The organism is Ruminococcus sp. RTP21204st1_B2_RTP21204_210225 (assembly GCF_040914135.1).
Classification (GTDB): Bacteria; Bacillota; Clostridia; order Oscillospirales; family Ruminococcaceae; genus Hominimerdicola; species Hominimerdicola aceti.
Window position 1 is genome coordinate 1 of the sequence record NZ_JBCPGA010000044.1, and the last position, 20,164, is coordinate 20,164.

General features: G+C 42.8%; 15 protein-coding genes. 7 read left to right on the plus strand and 8 right to left on the minus strand.

What is annotated here, in order from left to right; all coding sequences use genetic code 11:
• Positions 1-368: 368 nt before the first annotated feature.
• The 3 genes from AB5123_RS11940 (at position 369) to AB5123_RS11950 (ending at position 6,161) form a co-directional block, all read left to right on the plus strand.
• Positions 369-518: a hypothetical protein gene (locus tag AB5123_RS11940; protein ID WP_158455053.1), complete on the plus strand. Its 150-nt coding sequence runs from the start codon at positions 369-371 to the stop codon at positions 516-518.
• 155 nt (positions 519-673) lie between these two features.
• Positions 674-2,374, plus strand: a complete 1,701-nt coding sequence (locus tag AB5123_RS11945) for a recombinase family protein (RefSeq protein WP_038670861.1) — start codon at positions 674-676, stop codon at positions 2,372-2,374.
• A 133-nt stretch (positions 2,375-2,507) separates the two neighbouring features.
• Entirely contained in the window at positions 2,508-6,161 is a 3,654-nt protein-coding gene (locus tag AB5123_RS11950) for an Ig domain-containing protein (RefSeq protein ID WP_368364862.1), read from the plus strand.
• Between the two features lie 168 nt (positions 6,162-6,329).
• On the opposite strand, the gene AB5123_RS11955 is transcribed toward AB5123_RS11950, so the two are convergent.
• The 8 genes from AB5123_RS11955 to AB5123_RS11990 all read right to left on the minus strand — a co-directional run bounded on the left by AB5123_RS11955 (position 6,330) and on the right by AB5123_RS11990 (position 14,533).
• Entirely contained in the window at positions 6,330-7,745 is a 1,416-nt protein-coding gene (locus AB5123_RS11955; RefSeq protein WP_368364863.1) for a GDSL-type esterase/lipase family protein, read from the minus strand.
• A 142-nt stretch (positions 7,746-7,887) separates the two neighbouring features.
• Entirely contained in the window at positions 7,888-9,846 is a 1,959-nt protein-coding gene (gene pulA, locus AB5123_RS11960; RefSeq protein ID WP_368364864.1) for a type I pullulanase, read from the minus strand.
• Between the two features lie 42 nt (positions 9,847-9,888).
• Positions 9,889-10,761, minus strand: coding sequence for a phosphatidylserine decarboxylase (locus AB5123_RS11965; RefSeq protein WP_022288452.1), 873 nt, complete (start codon positions 10,759-10,761; stop codon positions 9,889-9,891).
• Positions 10,762-10,868: 107 nt separating this feature from the next.
• The gene (locus tag AB5123_RS11970) at positions 10,869-11,498 is read right to left on the minus strand and encodes a phosphatidylcholine/phosphatidylserine synthase (RefSeq protein ID WP_038673006.1); all 630 of its coding nucleotides are present in this window, start codon (positions 11,496-11,498) and stop codon (positions 10,869-10,871) included.
• A gap of 14 nt (positions 11,499-11,512) precedes the next feature.
• Positions 11,513-12,601: a lysylphosphatidylglycerol synthase transmembrane domain-containing protein gene (locus tag AB5123_RS11975; protein ID WP_286960677.1), complete on the minus strand. Its 1,089-nt coding sequence runs from the start codon at positions 12,599-12,601 to the stop codon at positions 11,513-11,515.
• Between the two features lie 62 nt (positions 12,602-12,663).
• Positions 12,664-13,626 carry a phospho-N-acetylmuramoyl-pentapeptide-transferase gene (locus AB5123_RS11980; protein WP_117923259.1) on the minus strand — a complete coding sequence of 321 codons (963 nt, stop codon included), beginning with the start codon at positions 13,624-13,626 and terminating at the stop codon, positions 12,664-12,666.
• A gap of 187 nt (positions 13,627-13,813) precedes the next feature.
• Entirely contained in the window at positions 13,814-14,230 is a 417-nt protein-coding gene (locus tag AB5123_RS11985) for a putative toxin-antitoxin system toxin component, PIN family (RefSeq protein ID WP_046440078.1), read from the minus strand.
• Between the two features lie 3 nt (positions 14,231-14,233).
• Entirely contained in the window at positions 14,234-14,533 is a 300-nt protein-coding gene (locus AB5123_RS11990; RefSeq protein WP_046440079.1) for a type II toxin-antitoxin system RelB/DinJ family antitoxin, read from the minus strand.
• Between the two features lie 185 nt (positions 14,534-14,718).
• On the opposite strand from AB5123_RS11990, the gene AB5123_RS11995 reads away from it, so the two are divergent.
• The 4 genes from AB5123_RS11995 to AB5123_RS12010 all read left to right on the plus strand — a co-directional run bounded on the left by AB5123_RS11995 (position 14,719) and on the right by AB5123_RS12010 (position 20,068).
• Positions 14,719-15,693, plus strand: a complete 975-nt coding sequence (locus AB5123_RS11995) for a biotin--[acetyl-CoA-carboxylase] ligase (RefSeq protein WP_022288456.1) — start codon at positions 14,719-14,721, stop codon at positions 15,691-15,693.
• A gap of 316 nt (positions 15,694-16,009) precedes the next feature.
• Positions 16,010-16,486 carry an NAD(P)H-dependent oxidoreductase subunit E gene (locus tag AB5123_RS12000; RefSeq protein ID WP_022288457.1) on the plus strand — a complete coding sequence of 159 codons (477 nt, stop codon included), beginning with the start codon at positions 16,010-16,012 and terminating at the stop codon, positions 16,484-16,486.
• Position 16,487: 1 nt separating this feature from the next.
• Complete coding sequence (gene nuoF / locus AB5123_RS12005; RefSeq protein WP_171028891.1) at positions 16,488-18,380, plus strand: NADH-quinone oxidoreductase subunit NuoF; 1,893 nt, start codon at positions 16,488-16,490, stop codon at positions 18,378-18,380.
• An 8-nt stretch (positions 18,381-18,388) separates the two neighbouring features.
• Entirely contained in the window at positions 18,389-20,068 is a 1,680-nt protein-coding gene (locus tag AB5123_RS12010) for a [FeFe] hydrogenase, group A (protein ID WP_038670850.1), read from the plus strand.
• Positions 20,069-20,164 lie beyond the last annotated feature (96 nt).

Below are 20,164 nucleotides of genomic sequence, written 5' to 3' on the forward strand. Positions count from 1 at the left end.
TTTCGGGGTCGCAGCCCCCGAAACACTCACAGCGGACGAGCAAAGCTCGCCGCAAAAGTGCCGAAAATACGCAGTTTGCGAGATACGACAAGGTCGAGAAGTCAATGGGGTCGTAAAAACAGGTCCTTGATAATTCAGAGGTCGCACACCGCTAAAATCAGGCTGAAACAGCGTAAATGCGTGCTATCGTGTCGGCGTCGAAAGGTATAAATGCAATAAAATCAAGCAAGTTTTTTGTTGCAGTTGGTGATTACTATTTCAAAGTTTTTGTGATATCATTGACTGGAAAAACAGTGAAAAACAAATGGATAATTTTTGATGAGTGTGAGAAAATATTACTGATGCAAATGGAAAAGGAGAGATGACTATTGAGTAAAAATCCGAAAAGTCCCTATTCCAAGCTGGAAATGAAGAAGAAAACCCTGGCTGCTTGGACTAAGCTGCTGCTCAACAGCGGCGAGATCGACATCAAAAAGTACAACAGAATGATAATGATGATCGAAAGACTGGCGGCATGACCGCAAATGCAGTGCCGAAAGGCATTGCTACATATTGCCACAGGTAAGTTATTCCGTGCCATTGACCCTGTGCTGTCGGCATGGTATAATCATATTAACTAAACAAAATCAAAGTCAAAACAATCAGTCAAGGCTTTGACGAAAGGAGAATTTTAATGGATATTTATGCAGCCGCTGACCTTATGAAACGTGAGCGGAAAACAATTTTTGATCTTGAAATCAATGTTACATTTTATGCACGAGTATCAACGACCCGTGATGAACAGGAAAACTCTATTGAAAATCAGATAAACTTCTTTACAGAGATGATAAAGTCAAACCCAAATTGGAATTACATTGAGGGGTATGTTGACAGGGTCAGAGGAGAACACGCTGAAAACCGTGCTGAATTTATGAGAATGATCGAAGATGGAAAAGCAGGAAGGTTTGACCTTGTACTTACAAAAGAAGTCAGCCGTTTCGCAAGAAATACTATCGACAGCCTTACCTATACCCGTGATCTTCTCCGAGCAGGGGTAGGGGTCTTCTTCCAAAATGATAACATTTGTACCATTGATTCTGACAGCGAAATGCGTCTTACTATAATGTCAAGCATCGCCGCTGATGAAGTCAGGAAGCTTTCTGAACGTGTTCGTTGGGGTCACAAGCGTTCAATAGAAAGCGGAAATGTTATGGGCAACAATCGTATATTCGGCTATGATAAAGATGACTGTAAACTTGTCATAAACGAACCTGAAGCAGAAATGGTAAGAATGATATTTGACCTTTACTCTACTGGTGATATGAGCGTCAGAAAGATAGAACGAATACTATATGATAAAGGCTACCGTGGACGCAATGGTACAAGGATACATCACAACACCGTTTCAGGCATTATACAAAACCCAAAATATAAAGGATTTTACTGTGGTAACAAAGTAAGAATAGTTGACTACCGCACAAAAGAACAGCGTTTTTTACCCAAAGAAGAATGGGTGATGTACAAAGACGAAACAGGCGAAGTCGTACCTGCCATAGTATCTGAGGAAATATGGAACAAGTGCAACAGAATATTTGAAACAAGAAGTGCTGCCATAAAAAGCCGTGAACACTCATTTAAAGACACAAGTGTCTTCACCGGTAAGATATGGTGTGCAGCTCACGACAAGCCATATTGGAGGACAAGTTACTCAAACAGCGTATCAAAAGGTCAGCCAATATATCAATGGATATGCTCAGAAAAAAAGAAAGAAGGTGCAAAAAGCTGTGCGTCATTTGCAATAATGGAATCGGAACTTTACAGCATACTGTCGGGATTTTTCAAGGACGTGGCTGAAAACCTTGAGGATTATGTTGAAACATTTCTTCGGATATATAAAGAATCAGACCGCTCTGCCGAGGCAATGCGGCAGGTAAGCGGCCTGAAAGCAACACTGGAAAAGGAAAATAAAAAGCGTGATAAACTGCTGGAGCTCTATATGGAGGAGCTTATCACAAAATCAGAATTTACAAAACGTAATACCGAGAGCAGTGAACTAATAAAAGGAATAGAACATCAGATAAGATTTATCGAAAAGAAAAGCGAAAACGACAATAGTTATGCAAAAGCTATAAAGCGGATTGAAAAATACTTCCGTGAAATGTATGATCCTAGCCTACCAATGAACAAGGAACAAGTCGACGAAATGGCAAAGGCAGTCATAGACCGTATAAGTGTAGTTCCAATAAATAAGAACACAATGAAACTGGAAATTAAACTTCTGACAGGTGAATCAGAGCCGATGACATACATTAGGAACGGAGAAAGATATGCTCGGCGTTCTGGACTCACCAGCAAGAAGATGATCGACGCTTACAAGACAACAGGCAACAAGTAATTTCTCCCAAAAGTCCTAAAAACTCCGCCGTGGCATTTCGCTGTGGCGGAGCTTTTTACTTGAAATCAGGCAAAAGAAGTAGTATAATATACACATAGGGTCGGGGTAAAGATCATAGTAAAGAGGGATAAATATGTTGACTAAAAAGATCGCCGCAGGACTTACAGCTTTTGTTATAACAGCTTCTGCCGCACTGCTTCCGCTTCCAGAAAGCATTAACGGCATATTTGGGAACACCGCTATATCAGCTCAGGCTTATTCTGCAAACGGCGCCGTAAAAATGCCGTCAGATTTTCTGACTTTTAACAGCTCCGATCAGGTTTTCGTAAACGTGGTTTCTGCCACTAAAAACGGACTATACTATTATACTGTGGAAAACTACAAGAAGCTAATTAAATTCTATAGCTTTTCCAACAACTCCGTGAGAACTGTAGCAACGCTTGGTGACATTATAAATGTATATGCAAATAACTCCAAGATCTATTATATCGAAAGAGATACCAGCACATACAATTCCAGCGTGAAGGGCTCGTCATATTCTTATTACATAAAGACCTTTGACACCGATACGGAAAAGGTGACCAAAAGCGTTAATGTGAGCAAGTATACCCCCAATGGTATTTTAAATTACCCAAACTGTTTTGGCGTTGACGATAACGGCAGGATATATTACTATGTAACAGACAGCAGCGGTGCTGAAAAAGGCGATAATCTATTTGTCCTGGACTCAAACGGAAATAAGCTGTCCTCCTGCAGCACTGAAGTTGCCATAACAAAGTTCTCAGGCTTTGACAGCACAAACGGAAACTTCTATTTTGAAAGAAACGCTGATTACGTTTATTGGGGCTATACTCACAAAATGAACGCCCTTGGCTTTGGAAATATTTCAAATAACAAAATAACCGTGTCTGATAAATCTATCGACTATTTCTATCAGAAATATTACGATTATCATTATGACAACGCACAAATGCTTGGCAACGGCAAGCTTGCGTGGACTTCTTCTGCAAGCGGCACTGTAAACATCGTGGACTCTGCCAAATTCCATACATCAACAGATAATACATTATCTCTCTTTGGAAGCGTTTCAAGAGCTGAACATGAAAACAAAAATGATCTCTACAACAGCGTTGGAACAAGAACTGTATACAACAGCGAAAATGACAGCACTATCATGTATGTAAACAACAACACTCTTATGGAGTTCAACAATGATTTCAAGCAGGTGGCTTCATATAAAACAGCTTATCCTGTTTTCGCTTTGTATTATACGAACGGCACTGTGACAGCCATAGAGCGTGATACTGACGGCAATTTCTACTCAGAGAATATTGCTTGGAAAATGCCTAGCAGTGTTACGATTTCAAATTCTTCTGCCACGCTCAAAACGGGCGACAGCCTTAAACTTTCTGCAAAGAGTAATTCCGATATAGACTACGGCTTCACATGGTCAAGCAGTGATAATTCTGTGGCTTCGGTTACAAAAGACGGCAAGGTGTACGGAAACAAGGCAGGCGTATGCATAATAACCGCCACCACCGACAACAGTGTGAAAGCAAGCTGTACAGTGACAGTTACGCCTATGGATAGCGACACAAAAGGCTCTGCCACTATACTCAGCGGACGTACAACAGACAATGCTTCAGATAACCATTACAACACATGGTCATCGGTCACAAACTCTTATCTTGTACAAAACAGCGACGGAACGCTCACAAGGCTTGAAAACACATCAAGCGGCATTGTGGTAGAAAACTATTCCGCAGACGGCAATAAGCTTATATCACAACGCACTATTTCAAAAGAGCTTAACCTATTTGGTGGCTTTTATTCAGGAAAAGACTATAACTATCTCGTGTTCGGTCAGAACAACACTTTCGAAAGCGACAGCAAGGAAGTTGTAAGAGTAGTCAAATACACCAAGAGCTGGAGCAAGGTAAATTCATGCAGTATCTCAGGTGTCAATACAACAAAGCCGTTCTCGGCAGGCTCACTGAGAATGGAAGAAGCGGGTGGAAAGCTTTATGTTTACACCTGCCATGAGATGTATGCTGACAGTGACGGCATAAATCATCAGGCAAATATGCTTTTCACCATTGACGAATCCTCCATGTCCCTGACCGACTCAATGTATGACGTTTCAAATCTTACAGACGGCTATGTTAGCCACTCATTCAACCAATTCATCAAAGCTGACGAAAGCGGAAAATACATCTACAGAGTTGACCACTCAGAATCAAGCAACTACACAATGAACGGCTCCTACCTTTCTGTAAACGGCATTACTCTCACAAAATATAAGGCTGACGGAAAATCAACAGCCGTGAGCGTTTCTATCCCTGTTAAGTTCGATATGAACAAAAGCAACTACACGGGCGCTTCAATAGGCGGTTTTGAGCTTGGCAGCGGAAACTGTCTGATAGCCTATGCAAAAGACGTTTCAAGCAGTTGTAAGACAAGAAATGTTTACATAAGCGTCACAGACGAGCTTTTCAACGGCACACAGAACATTGCCCTCACAAACTACGGCACATCAAGTAAAGTGACCTGCCGCACCCCTCAGCTTATAAAGATAAATGACAATCTGTTCCTTGTTATGTGGGAAGAATACAACAGTTCCACAGGCAAGACCGCCACAAAGACAATGACAGTTGACTCAAACGGCAAAACTGTTACCAAAGCCATTTCTCACTCCTTCGGACTTTCAGATTGTCAACCTGTTGTATGCAGTGACGGCATGGTAAAATGGTATGTCACAAATAATTCAGCACCGACCCTTTACAAGCTCTCACCATTTGCGCTTGACGATTATCATGAACACAGCTATACAAAAACAGTTCTCAGCAATGCCACCTGCTCCACCGCAGGCACAGTAAAATACACCTGCTCATGCGGTGACTTCTACACCGAAACTATCCCAGCCACAGGTCACAAGTCAAGCGGTTGGATAACTGACAAGGCGGCTTCTATCGGAGTTAAAGGCTCAAAACACAAGGAATGTACAGTCTGCAAGAAAGTTCTTGAAACGGCTGAAATTCCTGCACTTTCAAGAATTAGCATTTCAAAGGCAAGCGTGACACTTTCAACTTCGATCTACGCTTATGACGGCAAGGCAAAAACTCCGTCCGTTAATGTAAAGGTCAATGGAAAGACTTTGAAAAAGGATACTGATTACACTGTTTCTTACAGCAACAACACCAAGGTCGGAACAGCAAAGGTCACTATCACAGGCAAGGGCAATTACACAGGCTCAGTTTCTAAGACCTACAGTATCAAAAATAACTTCAAGAAAGCCACAGTTTCGGGCATTTCCACAAAGGCTTTCACTGGCAAGAACATCACTCAGAGCATTACTGTTAAATACAATGGCAAAACGCTGAAAAAAGGCACTGACTATACAGTTTCCTACTCAAACAACAAGAATATAGGCACTGCCACTGTAAAAATTGCAGGAAAAGGCTCTTATACAGGCACTATCACAAAGACATTCAAGATAAATCCTGCCAAGCAGGAGATACAGAAGCTCACGGCTAAGTCAAAGGCATTCTTTGTGGATTGGGCGCAGAAAGGCTCTGCTACTGGATATGAGATTCAGTACGCTACCAACTCAAAGTTCACAAGTGCAAAGAAAGTTACCATAACAAACAACAAGACCGACACCAAGACTATTTCAAAGCTTTCGGGCAAAAAGAAATATTACGTTCGTGTTCGTTCGTACACAACTGTAAAGGGTACTAAGTATTATGGTGCTTGGTCGGCTTCAAAGTGTGTGACTACAAAGAAGTAATTTTTATCGTTTATGAAAATATCCCCCATGCAGAGGTTTCTGCAAGGGGGAGTTTTTTGCGTTAAAGCGTACATTTTGTCGGCAAAGCCACCCTGAAATGTTACGACCGACCATATAAAAAACCACCGCACAAAGTCTTACCTCTGTGCGGTGTAAATATCTACTTTATTACTTCCTCTTAGAAACCACCATAGCTGCACCTGCAAGTGCTGCCAGACCTATACTTATGCCCATTGCCGCATCTGTATTAGGGTTTGTGGTGCTGTTAGGATTTGTCGTTGTCTTTGATGATGAAGCCGCTGCGCTGCTGTCATTTGTTGCTTCAGAAGAAGCCTCGGAAGATGACTCCTCTGCTTTGCTCTCGCTGCTCTCCTCACTTGACGACTCCTCAACAACGTTATTGAACTCAACGTCGTCGTCCTTTGTCATTTCGTCAACGCCGTCGTTAACCAACTCAACTCTCTCCCAGCCGTAAATGCCTTCAATAGCATATGTAAGCTCATAAGCTGCTGTCTTCTGTGAAACAGCTGATGGGTGATAGTCAACTGCATAACCATTGTTTTCGCTGTCCTGAACGCTGAACTGGAAAACTGATACCTTGCTGTCGCCTGTTTCAGTCTTATAAGTGTCAACTGCATCTGTAATAGAAGGATAAAGCTCCTGTCCCATAATACCGAGTGTACAAAGTATCTCAGAATTTGGATTCTTAGCTCTTATCTCCTTGAGGAAATTTACATAGCCCTTTTCAAACTCAGCACACTTATCAGCGTCACCCTTTGTGTATGAGTTATCGTTTGTACCAAGATTTACAACGATAAGCTCAGGCTGATACTGTGAGAAATCCCAATCATAATTAGCTGTCTGTTCACCGTCGAACCAGCTCCATGTAAAGCAGAACTTATCATAGAAATTTGGCACAAGCAGTGCGTCATTTATCTTGCCGTTGCCTGAATAACCAGAGATCACACCTGCTCCGCTTACTGATACAAAGCTGTAGTCAGCGCCAAAATTCTGTGCTGCCTTGTAAGCATATGTCTTTGCGGCGTTCTCGTTGTAGATAGAAAATGACTTTCCAAGTGGATCGTCAACGCCGTATCCACAAGTGATAGAGTCACCAATAAACTCGATAGAATGCTTAGCTGCCTCTGTTGGCTGTGGCTTGCCGTCTACCTCAAAGCTGTCAATTGCGATAACGCTCTGTGCAGCTTCTGAAAGCTTTATGAGCTTGACAGTGCTTTCGCCCTCAGGAAGCTCTACCTCAACTGCGTTTGTCTTCTTATTTTTTATGTAGCCCTGCTTAACAAGCTTGCCGTTTACAAATACACCAATTCTTGCCTCACCTACGCTGCCGTTTACATTGAAAACAGCCTTTGTGCCTGTGCATTTGAACTCGATACCGCTTGCAGAATAGCCAAGTATCGTTGTGTCGCCCTTTCTGTAAGTACGACCGATAAGCTTAACATTGTCGCTTGTTGCCTCATAAGAGGTGAGCTTGTCCGTTGCTTCCGTGTCTGCCATGACTGTCATTCCCATGCAGCCTGCTGCAATTGCCGCAGCACAGAAGCCTGCCAAAAACTTCTTCATACTATGATTTCCTCCATTGTTTAATTTTTTTGTATCTTTTGCCTTAATATTTCTCGATCCAATAATTTAATTATACTCTATCTGCAAGATATATACATTAATTTATTATTAATATTTATTCGTCATTTCATTAACAGGACTGTTAGATATTCTTTATCCTCTTATAAACCACAGCCGACAACGGTGGACAGACGAAACTGCCTGAAACGGGCTGTTTGTTCATCTTACCGTTTTCGTCAAGCCTTAGATAAAAGCTTCCCTCAGGCAGACCGAAGCCCCTGTTCTCGTAGTAAGGATTAAGTGCGATAACATAGCATTCTCCGTCTTTTTCAAGCTTCCAACTTACGCAGTTCCAATCGTCATTGTGCATAAAATGAAGATGTGCGTTCACGTCCTCTTTAGTGTTCATTCGGAAAAGCGGACTTCCCTTTCTCAGCCTTATAAGAGCCTTGTAATACTCAAAGACCTCTTTATATTCAAGCTTTCTGTTCCACTTTATGGAGTTAGTGTAGTCAGGCGCATTGTAGCTGTCATGGGAATAGATATTCACATCATTAGGCTCTTCGCCCTCTTTGAGTATCCTCGGCTTTGACCTAAGAAAATCCTGACCAAGCTGTATGAACGGCATGCCCTGTGAAAGTATCACTATCGCCGCTGCAAGCTTATCCATTTTTATCCTTACGTCCTCGCTGTCATTCTTTGCCGATATACAAAGCTTGTCCCACAAAGTATTGTTGTCATGAGCCTCACAGTAATTCACCGCCTGAGTAGGTTCAAAAGCCCAGCAAGCTTCTTTTGCGTCATTTATCTGATAGTGTGGCACAGAGCCGGCTATACCACGCCTTAGGGTAGAAGCCGCATTTCTGTTTCCGCTGACAAAGCCCTTGTCATATGGATTGAAAGTACCGCCCTTAATGGAATCTCTGATGTTATCGTTGAAAAGTCCAACTCTTCCAAACTGATATGAATTCCATTTATATGCAAGCCTGTCAGCAGGGAGCGGTGACTCTCCTCCCGTCCAGCCCTCGCCATACATTAGTATCTGAGGATCTATCTTGTTAAGCTCGTCCCTTATGATGTTCACAGTTTCAATATCGTGAAGTGCCATAAGGTCAAAGCGGAAGCCGTCAATCTTATATTCCGTTGCCCAAAATCTGAGAGAATCTATCATGAATTTTCTCATCATCATGTGGTTTGAAGCCGTTTCGTTTCCACAGCCCGAGCCGTTTGAAAATGAGCCGTCATTTCTTATCCTATGATAATAATATGGGAAAGAACGCTCAAAAGCTGACTCCTCGGTATAGTAAGTGTGATTGTATACCACGTCCATTACAACGCCAATGCCGTTCTCGTGAAGTGCCATAACAAGCTGTTTGAACTCTCTTATCCTGCACTTAGGGTCATAAGGGTCTGTGGAATATGACCCCTCAAGGCAGTTGAAGTTCTTAGGGTCATAACCCCAGTTATATTGATTGAGCCAGGGCTTGCTCTCGTCCACAGTGGCATAATCTTCCACAGGAAGCAAATGAACATGGGTTATGCCAAGCTCTTTGAGATGCTCGATACAGGTGTTCACGCCCTGATATTTCGTACCCTTATCGGCAAAAGCCACATACTTACCTCTATGCTCAGAAGCAACGCCTGATGAACTGTCCGCAGAAAAATCCCTGACGTGGCACTCGTATACCACTGCGTCGCAGGCATTTCTGCACTTAGGCTTCTTGACCTTTTCCCAGCCCTCAGGGTCGGTGGTCTTGAAATTCACCACCGCACCAACGTTTCCGTTGACTCCGCAGGCTTTTGCATAGATATCTATAGTTTCATGCCTTGTTTTGTGGTCAAACTCAAATGTATAGGTATAAAAAACACCGTCAAGGTCACGAAGTATCTCCACATACCAAACACCGTGGTCAAGCCTTTCCATAGGCAGGCTTTCAAGACGGCTTTTGCCCTCGCCGTCAAGATACAGATTAAGATAAACTCCCATTGCAAGCGGCGACCATGTTTTGAACACAGTTTTGCCCTCTTTCATGACCGCACCCAGATCGTTTCCTATATATTGATTATCTCTGTCGAACTGTTCATAATTCAATCTGTACATCAACCATGCCCCTTGCCTATATTTTTTACGTCTTAGATATTTTTACTTCAGACTTTCGCCAAGCACCGAGCCTTGAAGAAGCTTAGTTTCAAAGCCCTCCCTCGTATTTTTAAGCAGGTCATCGCAAAGCTTTACCTTGTCCTTTTCAAGAAGCAGCAGGATAGTTGAGCCGCCAAACTCGAAATATCCCTTTTCTTCGCCCTTTGTGACCTTTACGCCGCCCTCAGTGTGCAGATTAGTTATCCTGCCCACCATAAGAGCACCGACTTCCATTTGAATAATATCTCCGAACTGCTCCGTTCTTATCATGCAATATTCTCTGGAATTTTCCTTGAAAACAGGCAGATAATTATTCACCACAGGGTTCACAGTGTGAAGGATTCCATTTATCTTTCTGTTGTGGCTCTTTACACCGTCTGCACAATAGCAATAGCGATGATAATCGTCCACTGAAAGTCTGATGATAACTGCATAGCCGCCCTCATAACGCTTTGCAAGCTTGCTGTCCCTGAGAAGCGAGGCAGTATTATACACTGCGTTCTTTATAATAAAGGTATCAGACTGTGTTATCTTATAAGCAGTCACCTTGCCGTCTGAAGGTGACACCAGCAGATTCTTGTCCTTAGTGATAAAACGTCTGCCAGGCTTTATTTTTCTTGTGAAAAAATCATTGAATGAGCGATACATTCTTTCCTCATAGTCAAACATATCTATGCCGTTTTTTTCTGCAAAGCCGAAAATAAAAGGCACTGAGAACTTGCTGTCAAGTATCACTCTTGCACACTTTGAAAATATCGGACAGCCGAGAAATTTCATAAGCGCCCTGCCCATTGCCGAGCTGTAGGCAGCCGCAAGAAAGCTATCCTGAGATGTGGTCTGTTCGTATTCTCTGCCCTGTCTGTCACGATATTTCATCTGTTTCTCTCCTTTTATTTACATTATTGTAGGGGACGACATCCCCGACGTCCTGTTTTTCACACACCTGTCCGGCAAAAACATTTCCCATTCAGGTAACTTTTATCTTAGATTATATGCTGCATTTTAAGATAGCCGAGAAGGATTATCGCACCTATAGTAAAGAGTATCAGCACGCCCTTCATGGAAAGCTTCTTGACATTTATTTTCAATACAAAGAGTATTGAAATAAGTATCATAAAGCTATGGAAAACAAATGGAAAAATATTTTTCGGTATATTGTGCTGACCCATGAACAGCAGAGGAAGTATCATAGCAACTGTTGTAACAGGCAGACCCTTATATTCTTTTCTGTTCTCTGTTGTGTTTCTCTGACGCTCTTCCTCCATAACGTTGAAGTAGCCAAGTCTGATAACAGCGCCCAGAACTATCATAATGCTTGCGATAAGACGAAGCGGATAAACTGAATTGTAGTGATAGCCTATGACAGCAGGGAAAACACCGAAGCAAACAAGGTCGCACAGCGAGTCGATCTGTATGCCGAACACCTTTTCATGCTCTGTTCTGTTTTTCATGCTTCTTGCTATCTTGCCGTCAAAAAGGTCGCAGATACCCGAAAGAAGCAGGCAGAGAAAGGCTATGGACATATGATTTTCAAAGACCTGTGTAATGCCGAACACTGACGAAACAAGTCCTATGTATGTGAGTATTACCGAATAATTATAAAAACCAATCATTTTTTCTTTTCCTCTCATTCTTTTTCGACTTCTTTTTTAACTTCCTGCGACCCCTCAAGACCATTCTTCTTATCATTTCTCATAACGATAAAGTGAGCCACGAACGTTACCAATGCGCTCATTATCAGCAGTAAATAGAAGCTGAGTCCACGGCTCAGCAGCATTGCAGGCTTTACAAGCTCTGCGGTGAAAATGCTCATGAACATATATGTGAAGCAACCCTCTGTTACGCCTGCCGCACCAGGCAATGGCAGCATTTCAACTGCAACGCCTATCATAGTCTGAAGTGCGATAATATTCCAAAAACCTGTTCCGCTAAGGCCGTAGGACTTATACACTATCCATGTGACAGCCAGCAGGAACATTCTCTGCACCAGTGTGATAAGAAAAATATTTATCACAGTGTGTACATTGCTCTTTATATATTCCGAACCGATCATGTAATTGTCGCAGATACGCTTTATTTTGTTTATGTATTTTTCGTTGTTCTTTTCTTTGAGTATCCTTATGCGTGTCAGAAGATTTATAAGCTTTATGCCCATTTTTCTCGCCCACAAAGGCTTATAGAAAATAAACACAAGCCCTGCGATATAGGCGATATTCAGTATAAAGCCGATAAGCAGAAGCCACCAAAGCCGTCCCACATGAAGCTTTATAAAGCCAAAGTTGAAAAGCAGGAACGCCACTGCAAGAAGCACCTGCACAGCCTTGAAAGCTATGGTGATGATAAGCATTATCAAGGTGGAAAAGCCTATCTTTATGCCGTCTTTCTTCATGTAATACATCTGCGCAGGCTGTCCGCCGGAAGCAGACGGCGTTATACAGCTAAAGAAAAAGCCTATAAACGAATATTTCAAACAACGCCTGAAAGGAGTTTTTACTTCAAAAAGTCTCAGCATATACTTTATTATGACCGACTCCCCTGCCACATAGCAGAACACGCACACAGCACCCACTGCAAGCCAGCTTTTCTTTGCAAGGTGAAGATCCGCCACTATGTCGGAAAATTCTTCTCCTCTGAAAAGCAGTCTGACTGTCAGCCAGCCTATGACCACAATAAAGAATATATTAAGAACATATTTCAGGTTCTTTTTTATTTTCATCATCTCCGAATTTTCAGCCTGTCCATTAAAAGGTCAGACCGTTTTTGTCCCACACATATTTTTTACAGCACGAATGCCATAAAGCACAGATTTACTATTATCTGCAAAATTGTAAATCTTATTACTACCTGAGTATCAGACCAGCCCTTGTTCTTTCTTGCATGGTCGTGAAGAGGAGTTCTTATGCCCTCCATAAATTTCTTTATTTTCAGGAAACGTCTGAAAGAAAGCTTGAGAAGTCCAAGTCCGCCGTCAAGTATGATAACTATAGCCATAGGGATAAATGCGAACGGTGCGGCGGTTTTTAAGAACATCACCGCAAGGAAAACGCCCAGCGCTCTCGAGCCTGCGTCGCCCATGAGCATCTGGCTAGGCGAGCAGTTGAACCACAGATAAGCCGCAAGCGTCACGAACATTATCATAGGAAGGAGCATATCAGCCGCACCACTCTTTGTCACCATAAATGCAAGTGGCAGAAGAACTGTCATGACCAATGAACCGCATAGCCCATCAACGCCGTCTGTACAGTTTGTAACGTTTATAGCTGTCCAAACGAGGACGCCTGCAAGGATGATGAATAGCGGTGCAGGGATAGTGAAAGTGGAATCTGTGATATAAAGCTTCACCTGCGAGCCGTTATAACAATAGTATGTAAACGCAATGCCAAGAGATATAACAAGGTCGATAAGGCCCTTTTTCAGGTTGCCCCAAGGAGTTTCAGCAGCATCGTCAAAATATCCGCTGAGCATGGCGGCATACACAAGCACGAGATAGATTATGTTCTCGATATCGAGAGGATAAAAAAGCGCTGTGCAAAGTGTAAAGGAAGTCACGAAGATAATTCCTGCGCCACGAGGCTTGCCCTCAGAAAGTGCGCCGTTCACAGCAAACGCTCTGCCCTGATCTTTAGGCAAAATGCGTTTGAAGAATTTCAGGCTGAAAAAAGCAATAAGAAAACTGCACAGCATTGGCACAAATAGCACCAATGTAGTATTATTAGTCTTAGCCAAAAGGTTATAAAACATTGTCATCGTCCTTTTCTGTTTCAATTCATACATATACTATTATATTATACAACATAGCTGTGCAAAATGCAAATATTATTATCCGTCATTTTGCACAATTTTTTCTTAATGGTTTCTTAATGTGGAAAATTTAAGGTAAGTGCCAAGCAAAACAAAATGCACAGCCCATATAAGACTGTGCATAGGTTCATTCTGTTTCATTCAATATATTCATCATTTCTGACGGCGTAACAATAAAATCTTTCATGGGATAATGTTTCTTATTTCCCGTGACAACATAAGCATTATTATCACGCTTTTCCATTGCTACCTCGTAGAAAATAAGATCGTCCATATCCACGAGTATCTCCCCTGTCGGTTTCGGGTCAACTTTAATTCCATTTGAAATAATAGAATTTATCATTGTTTGGATAGTTTCAGCTTTTAGGTGAAACTTAGGTCTGTTCAAGACTTCCGCATATTCATCTATTATGTCATCATGAAACAGCGGCGTTATCCTGCCGTCAAGCACCTCACGAAGCACCATACACGGCGGAGATTGCGAATTTTTAGTGATAAGAGCAGATACGATAACATTTGTGTCAATAACAGCGCAGACTTTCATTTATCATTTTCTCCTGTTCTTTCTCACTTCTGCTATTTCAGCGTTTATCTCGTCCAAAGACATTTCAGGGACGTCAGTTGCCTGCTCTCTAAGCTTTTCAAACGCTTCAAGTCCCTCTGCTCTTGTAACAGCATTTTCAGGAAGAACTGTTTCAAATGGTATTCCACGCACCATTTTGCTGCGCACCATAAACATTCTGAAAGCTGTAGGAAGATCCATTCCTAATGCACTGTATATCTCGCTTACCTCATTTTTAAGGTCACTGTCAACACGGAATTGAACTAAAGTCTGATTTTTTGCCATACAAAACACCTCCAAATATATTAAAATGTATGTGTTTATCTTTCAATTATATTATATCATCATTTATATATATTGTCAACACAGTACACTACAAAATACATTATCATGAAAAAATATATTTGCTCCTAAAGATTGAAAAAAACATTATTTTGTGCTATAATTATCTCATTAAGGAGGCATTTTTTATGGCAATAAAAGACAAAGTGCTGGAACTTCTCGACGATAACAAGGGCAAATATCTTTCAGGCGAACAGCTTGCTGACACGCTGGGCTGCACCCGAGGGGCTGTTTGGAAAGCTGTGAAAGCTTTGCAGGAAAACGGCTACCCTATCTCTGCGGTGACGAACAAGGGCTATTCCCTTGATGAAAACACCGATATACTTTCCCTTGCAGGCATAAAAAAATATCTTGACCCTGACCGTCAGGGACTTGAAATAGAGGTATACAAGGAAGTAAGCTCCACTAATCTGGTACTCAAAGACTATGCAAATCAGGGTGTACCCGAGGGCAGGATAGTCATTGCAGGTATGCAGACCCAGGGGCGTGGAAGGCTTGGACGTTCTTTCTTCTCGCCCTCTGATTCGGGACTTTACATGAGCATTCTTCTCCGCCCTGACATGGCTGCAGCTGACGCTGTTAAGATAACCACTGCTGCTGCAGTATCTGTTGCCCTTGCTGTGGAAAAGGTCAGCGATCAGAAGCCTGACATAAAATGGGTTAACGACATTTACATAAACGGCAGGAAGATATGCGGAATACTCACGGAGGCTTCTTTCAGCATGGAAAGCGGCGGACTTGACTACGCTGTGCTTGGCATCGGTGTGAACACCTACGAGCCGGAAGGCGGTTTTCCTGAGGCAATAAGAGATATCGCAGGACCGATATTCCACGAAAGAAAAAGCGATATGCGAAACAGGATAGCCGCAGAGATAATAAACAATTTCATGCGTCTTTATGACAGCTTTGAAGAAAACAGCTTTTACCCAGAATACAGAAAACGCTTGCTGTGGGTAGGCGAGAAGATAAACGTCATAAGAGGAAGCGAAAAAACTCCTGCCACAATGCTTGGGGCTGATGAGGACTGCCGCCTGCACGTCAGATATGAGGACGGCAGAGAAGAATATATTTCCTCAGGAGAGATAAGTATTCGCAAGGCTTAACATAGGGCACGAAATGTCAGGTATATCCAATGAAACAAACGTCTATGATTTTTTATAATTAATTCAGTTTATCAAATAGTATCAGCAGGTCGAGTCATTGAGAAATGGCTCGATTTTTTATGCATTATAACTATATAAACGTTTTCGTTTATGTGTATTTCTACAAGTTAGTCAATACTTATTCTAATTATATATATCCCATGTAAATAAAAACATTATTCATTTTGTGTCATATAGTATATAATTATAGTTGACAGTATGTCTTGATTATTGACTTTGTAATCAAATTTAACTTTAATTATATGGAGGAAATTTTATGACAAAAGAATTTGATTATTCACCGATCGACAAAATTCTTGAAAATCATGAAAAAACAGCGGTCATAGCCATATTGCAGGATATTCAGGAGATATATCACTATCTTCCAAAGGAAATATTCCCATATCTTGCAAAAAAGCTTGGCACAGGCGAAGCAAGAATATACAGCGTTGCGACCTTTTATGAGAATTTTTCTCTCGAGCCAAAGGGCAAATACGTTATCAAATGTTGTGACGGCACTGCCTGTCATGTAAGAAAATCTATACCTATTCTCGAATATCTCAGAGGAGAGCTTGGTCTTAGCGAGAAGAAAACCACCACTGACGATCTGATGTTCACAGTGGAAACTGTTTCATGTCTTGGTGCTTGTGGACTTGCCCCTGTTCTCACTGTGAACGATGTTGTTCACCCTGAGATGAATCCTGACAAGGCTGCGGCTCTGCTTAAGGAACTGAGAGAAAAGGAGGCTGAATAATATGCTGCTGAAAACGAAATACGATCTTGACAACGCCCGTGAACAGTATGGTAAGCTTGTTGACAAGCAGGCTAGAAAAGTGCTTGTTTGCGCAGGTACAGGCTGTGTTGCAGGCGGTTCGCTGAACATATACCAGAAGCTTATCGAAACTATCTCCGCAAAGGGATTGGAGTGCGTGGTGGCACTTGCTGACGAGCCACATGATGATGATATCCACGAGGGCGCTATCGGCGTAAAAAGAAGCGGCTGTCACGGCTTCTGCGAAATGGGTCCACTTGTTAGAATAGAGCCGGAGGGCTGGCTTTACACTAAGGTAAAGCTTGACGATGTTGACGAGATAGTTGACAAGACTATCTGCAATGGCGAGTGCGTTGAAAGACTGTGCTACAAGAAAAACGGTGAAATATATCGCCAGCAGTCAGAAATACCATTCTATAAGATGCAGCAGCGTATCGTCCTTGAACACTGCGGTCACATTGACGCTACTTCCATAAAGGAATATCTTGCTATAGGCGGCTACAGAGCCTTTGAAAAGGCACTTCTCAATATGTCACCTGAGGATATCCTCAACGAAATGACAGAATCCAATCTACGTGGAAGAGGCGGTGGAGGATTCCCTCTTGGCAGAAAGTGGACAAGCGTTGCAAAGCAGAAAAGCCCTACAAAATACATAGTCTGCAATGGTGACGAGGGCGACCCTGGCGCATTTATGGATCGTTCTATCATGGAGGGCGACCCACACAGACTTCTTGAAGGCATGATGATAGCCGGTATCGCAACAGGCGCAAAAGAGGGATATATCTACGTTCGTGCGGAATATCCGCTGGCAGTATCACGTCTTAAAGGTGCTATCGCACAGGCTGAGCAGTTTGGTCTGCTTGGTGACAATATACTCGGCACAGATTACTCATTCAGAATACATATAAACCGTGGTGCAGGCGCATTTGTTTGCGGTGAAGGCTCTGCCCTGACGGCTTCTATCGAGGGCAAGCGTGGTATGCCTAGAGTTAAGCCGCCAAGAACTGTTGAACATGGTCTTTTCAACGAGCCTACAGTTCTCAACAACGTTGAAACGCTGGCTAACGTGCCTGTTATCATCAATAACGGTGCAAAATGGTTCAGGAGCATAGGCCCTGAGAACTCCCCTGGAACAAAGGCTTTCGCTCTTACTGGCAACATCTCGAACACCGGTCTTATTGAAGTGCCAATGGGAACTTCTCTCAGAAAGGTAATATTCGATATCGGCGGCGGCATGAGAGGTGACGGAAAGTTCAAGGCTGTTCAGATAGGCGGTCCATCAGGCGGCTGTCTTGTTACGCCTAACCTCGATATCCAGCTTGACTTTGACTCGCTGAAAAAAGTTGGTGCAATGATAGGTTCAGGTGGACTTGTTGTTATGGACGATAAGTCCTGTATGGTAGAAGTTGCAAGATTTTTCATGAATTTCACCCAAAACGAGTCCTGCGGAAAGTGCGTTCCGTGCCGTGAGGGTACAAAGAGAATGCTTGAGATACTTGAGCGTATCGTAAATGGTAACGGTCAGGAGGGGGATATCGAACTGCTTCTTGAGCTTGCCGACACTATCTCCTCAACTGCTCTCTGTGGTCTTGGAAAGACGGCTGCATTCCCTGTTGTATCTACAATAAAGAACTTCCGTGAGGAATATGAAGCTCACATAAGAGATAAGAAGTGTCCATCAGGCAACTGCAAGAAGCTTGTGACATATCAGATCGACCCTGAGATATGCAAGGGCTGTTCAAAGTGTTCAAGAGTCTGTCCTGTGGGTGCGATCAGCGGTGAGATCAAAAAGCCGTTCAAGATCGACACCTCTAAGTGCATAAAGTGCGGAGCTTGTATTTCCAACTGCCATTTCAAAGCTGTCAAGGAGGTTTAATTTTAGCTATGAATAAAGAGTTTATGATAATCGACAATATCCCCGTTGCTATAAACGGTGAAAAAAATCTGCTTGAGCTTATCAGAAAGGCAGGCATCGAGCTTCCTACATTCTGTTACTATTCTGAGCTTTCAGTATACGGTGCTTGCAGAATGTGCATGGTGGAAAACAAGTGGGGTGGCATGGAAGCCGCTTGCTCAACTCCTCCGAGAAACGGTATGGAGATATACACAAACACACCAAGGCTAAGAAAATACCGCAAGATGATATTGGAACTTCTTCTTTCAAATCACTGTGGCGAATGTACGACCTGCGATAAAAACGGCAAGTGCAAATTGCAGGAGCTTGCCGCAAGATTTGATATCCACAGGGTACGTTTTGACAATCCAAAGTCCAAGCCTTGTATCGATGATTCTTCTGTATCTATCACTAGAGACGCCAACAAGTGTATCCTCTGCGGTGACTGCGTAAGAGTGTGCAACGAGGTACAGAACGTTGGTGCAATAGATTTTGCATTCAGAGGTTCAAAAATGAAGGTAGCCTGCTCATTTGACAAGCCTATAGGCGATTCAAACTGCGTTGGCTGCGGTCAGTGTGCAGCAGTCTGTCCAACAGGCGCTATAATCATAAAGAACGACAGCCACAGGCTTTGGAAAGAGCTTAATCAGGAGGACACTATTGCAGTGGCTCAGGTAGCTCCGGCTGTAAGAGTTGCAGTGGCAAAAGAGTTCGGCTACAACGGTGAGAACGTTATGGGCAAGATAGTTGCAGCACTTAGAAGAATAGGCTTCAACTACATTTTTGACACCTCAACAGCCGCAGACCTCACTGTTATGGAGGAGTCAAAGGAGTTTGCAGACAGGCTTGCAAACGGCGGAAAGCTCCCGCTGTTCACATCATGCTGTCCTGCATGGATAAAGTATGCTGAGAATGAGTATCCTGAGATACTGCCTAACATTTCCACTTGCCGCTCACCAATGCAGATGTTTGCTTCCGTAATAAACGAGAAGTTCAAGGGCGAGGGCAAGAAGATACTTTCTGTTGCTGTTATGCCTTGCACTGCCAAAAAGGGCGAAGCCGCAAGAGATGAGTTCAAGGACGAGAACGGCAAACCGTTGGTTGATTTTGTCATCACAACTCAGGAGCTTATCATGATGATAAAAGAAGCCGGTATCGTGTTCAACGAGATAGAGCCGGAAGCTGTTGATATGCCGTTCGGCACTATGACAGGCGCAGGCGTTATCTTCGGTGTAACAGGCGGTGTAACAGAAGCAGTTATCAGACGTGTTTCCACAGACAAGTCACTCGCTTCCCTGAGAAATCTTGCATTCGAGGGCGTAAGAGGCTTCGAGGGCATAAAGGAGCTTGAAGTACCTCTTGGCGACAAGGCTATCAAGGTCTGCGTTGTAAACGGACTTCGCAATGTTGAGGTCATAATGAACAGAATGAAAGCTGGCGAGCATTTCGACCTTATCGAAGTTATGGCTTGTCCAAACGGCTGTATAGGCGGCGCTGGTCAGCCAAAGGCTACTATCGACGAGAAGAAAGAGCGCAGTGTTAATCTTTACAATGCTGACAAGCTTTGCACTTTGAAGCGTTCAGAAGAAAATCCGCTTATGGATAAGCTTTACGAGGGTATCCTCAAGGGCAGAGAGCATGAACTACTTCATGTAAGCTATGTAAAATAACAAAATAGCATAAATAGCGAAAGGCGCTGTAAAAAAACGCGCAATAAAAAAAGACTGCAACCACCCTTAAAAGGGTAGGAAAGCAGTCTTTTTTGT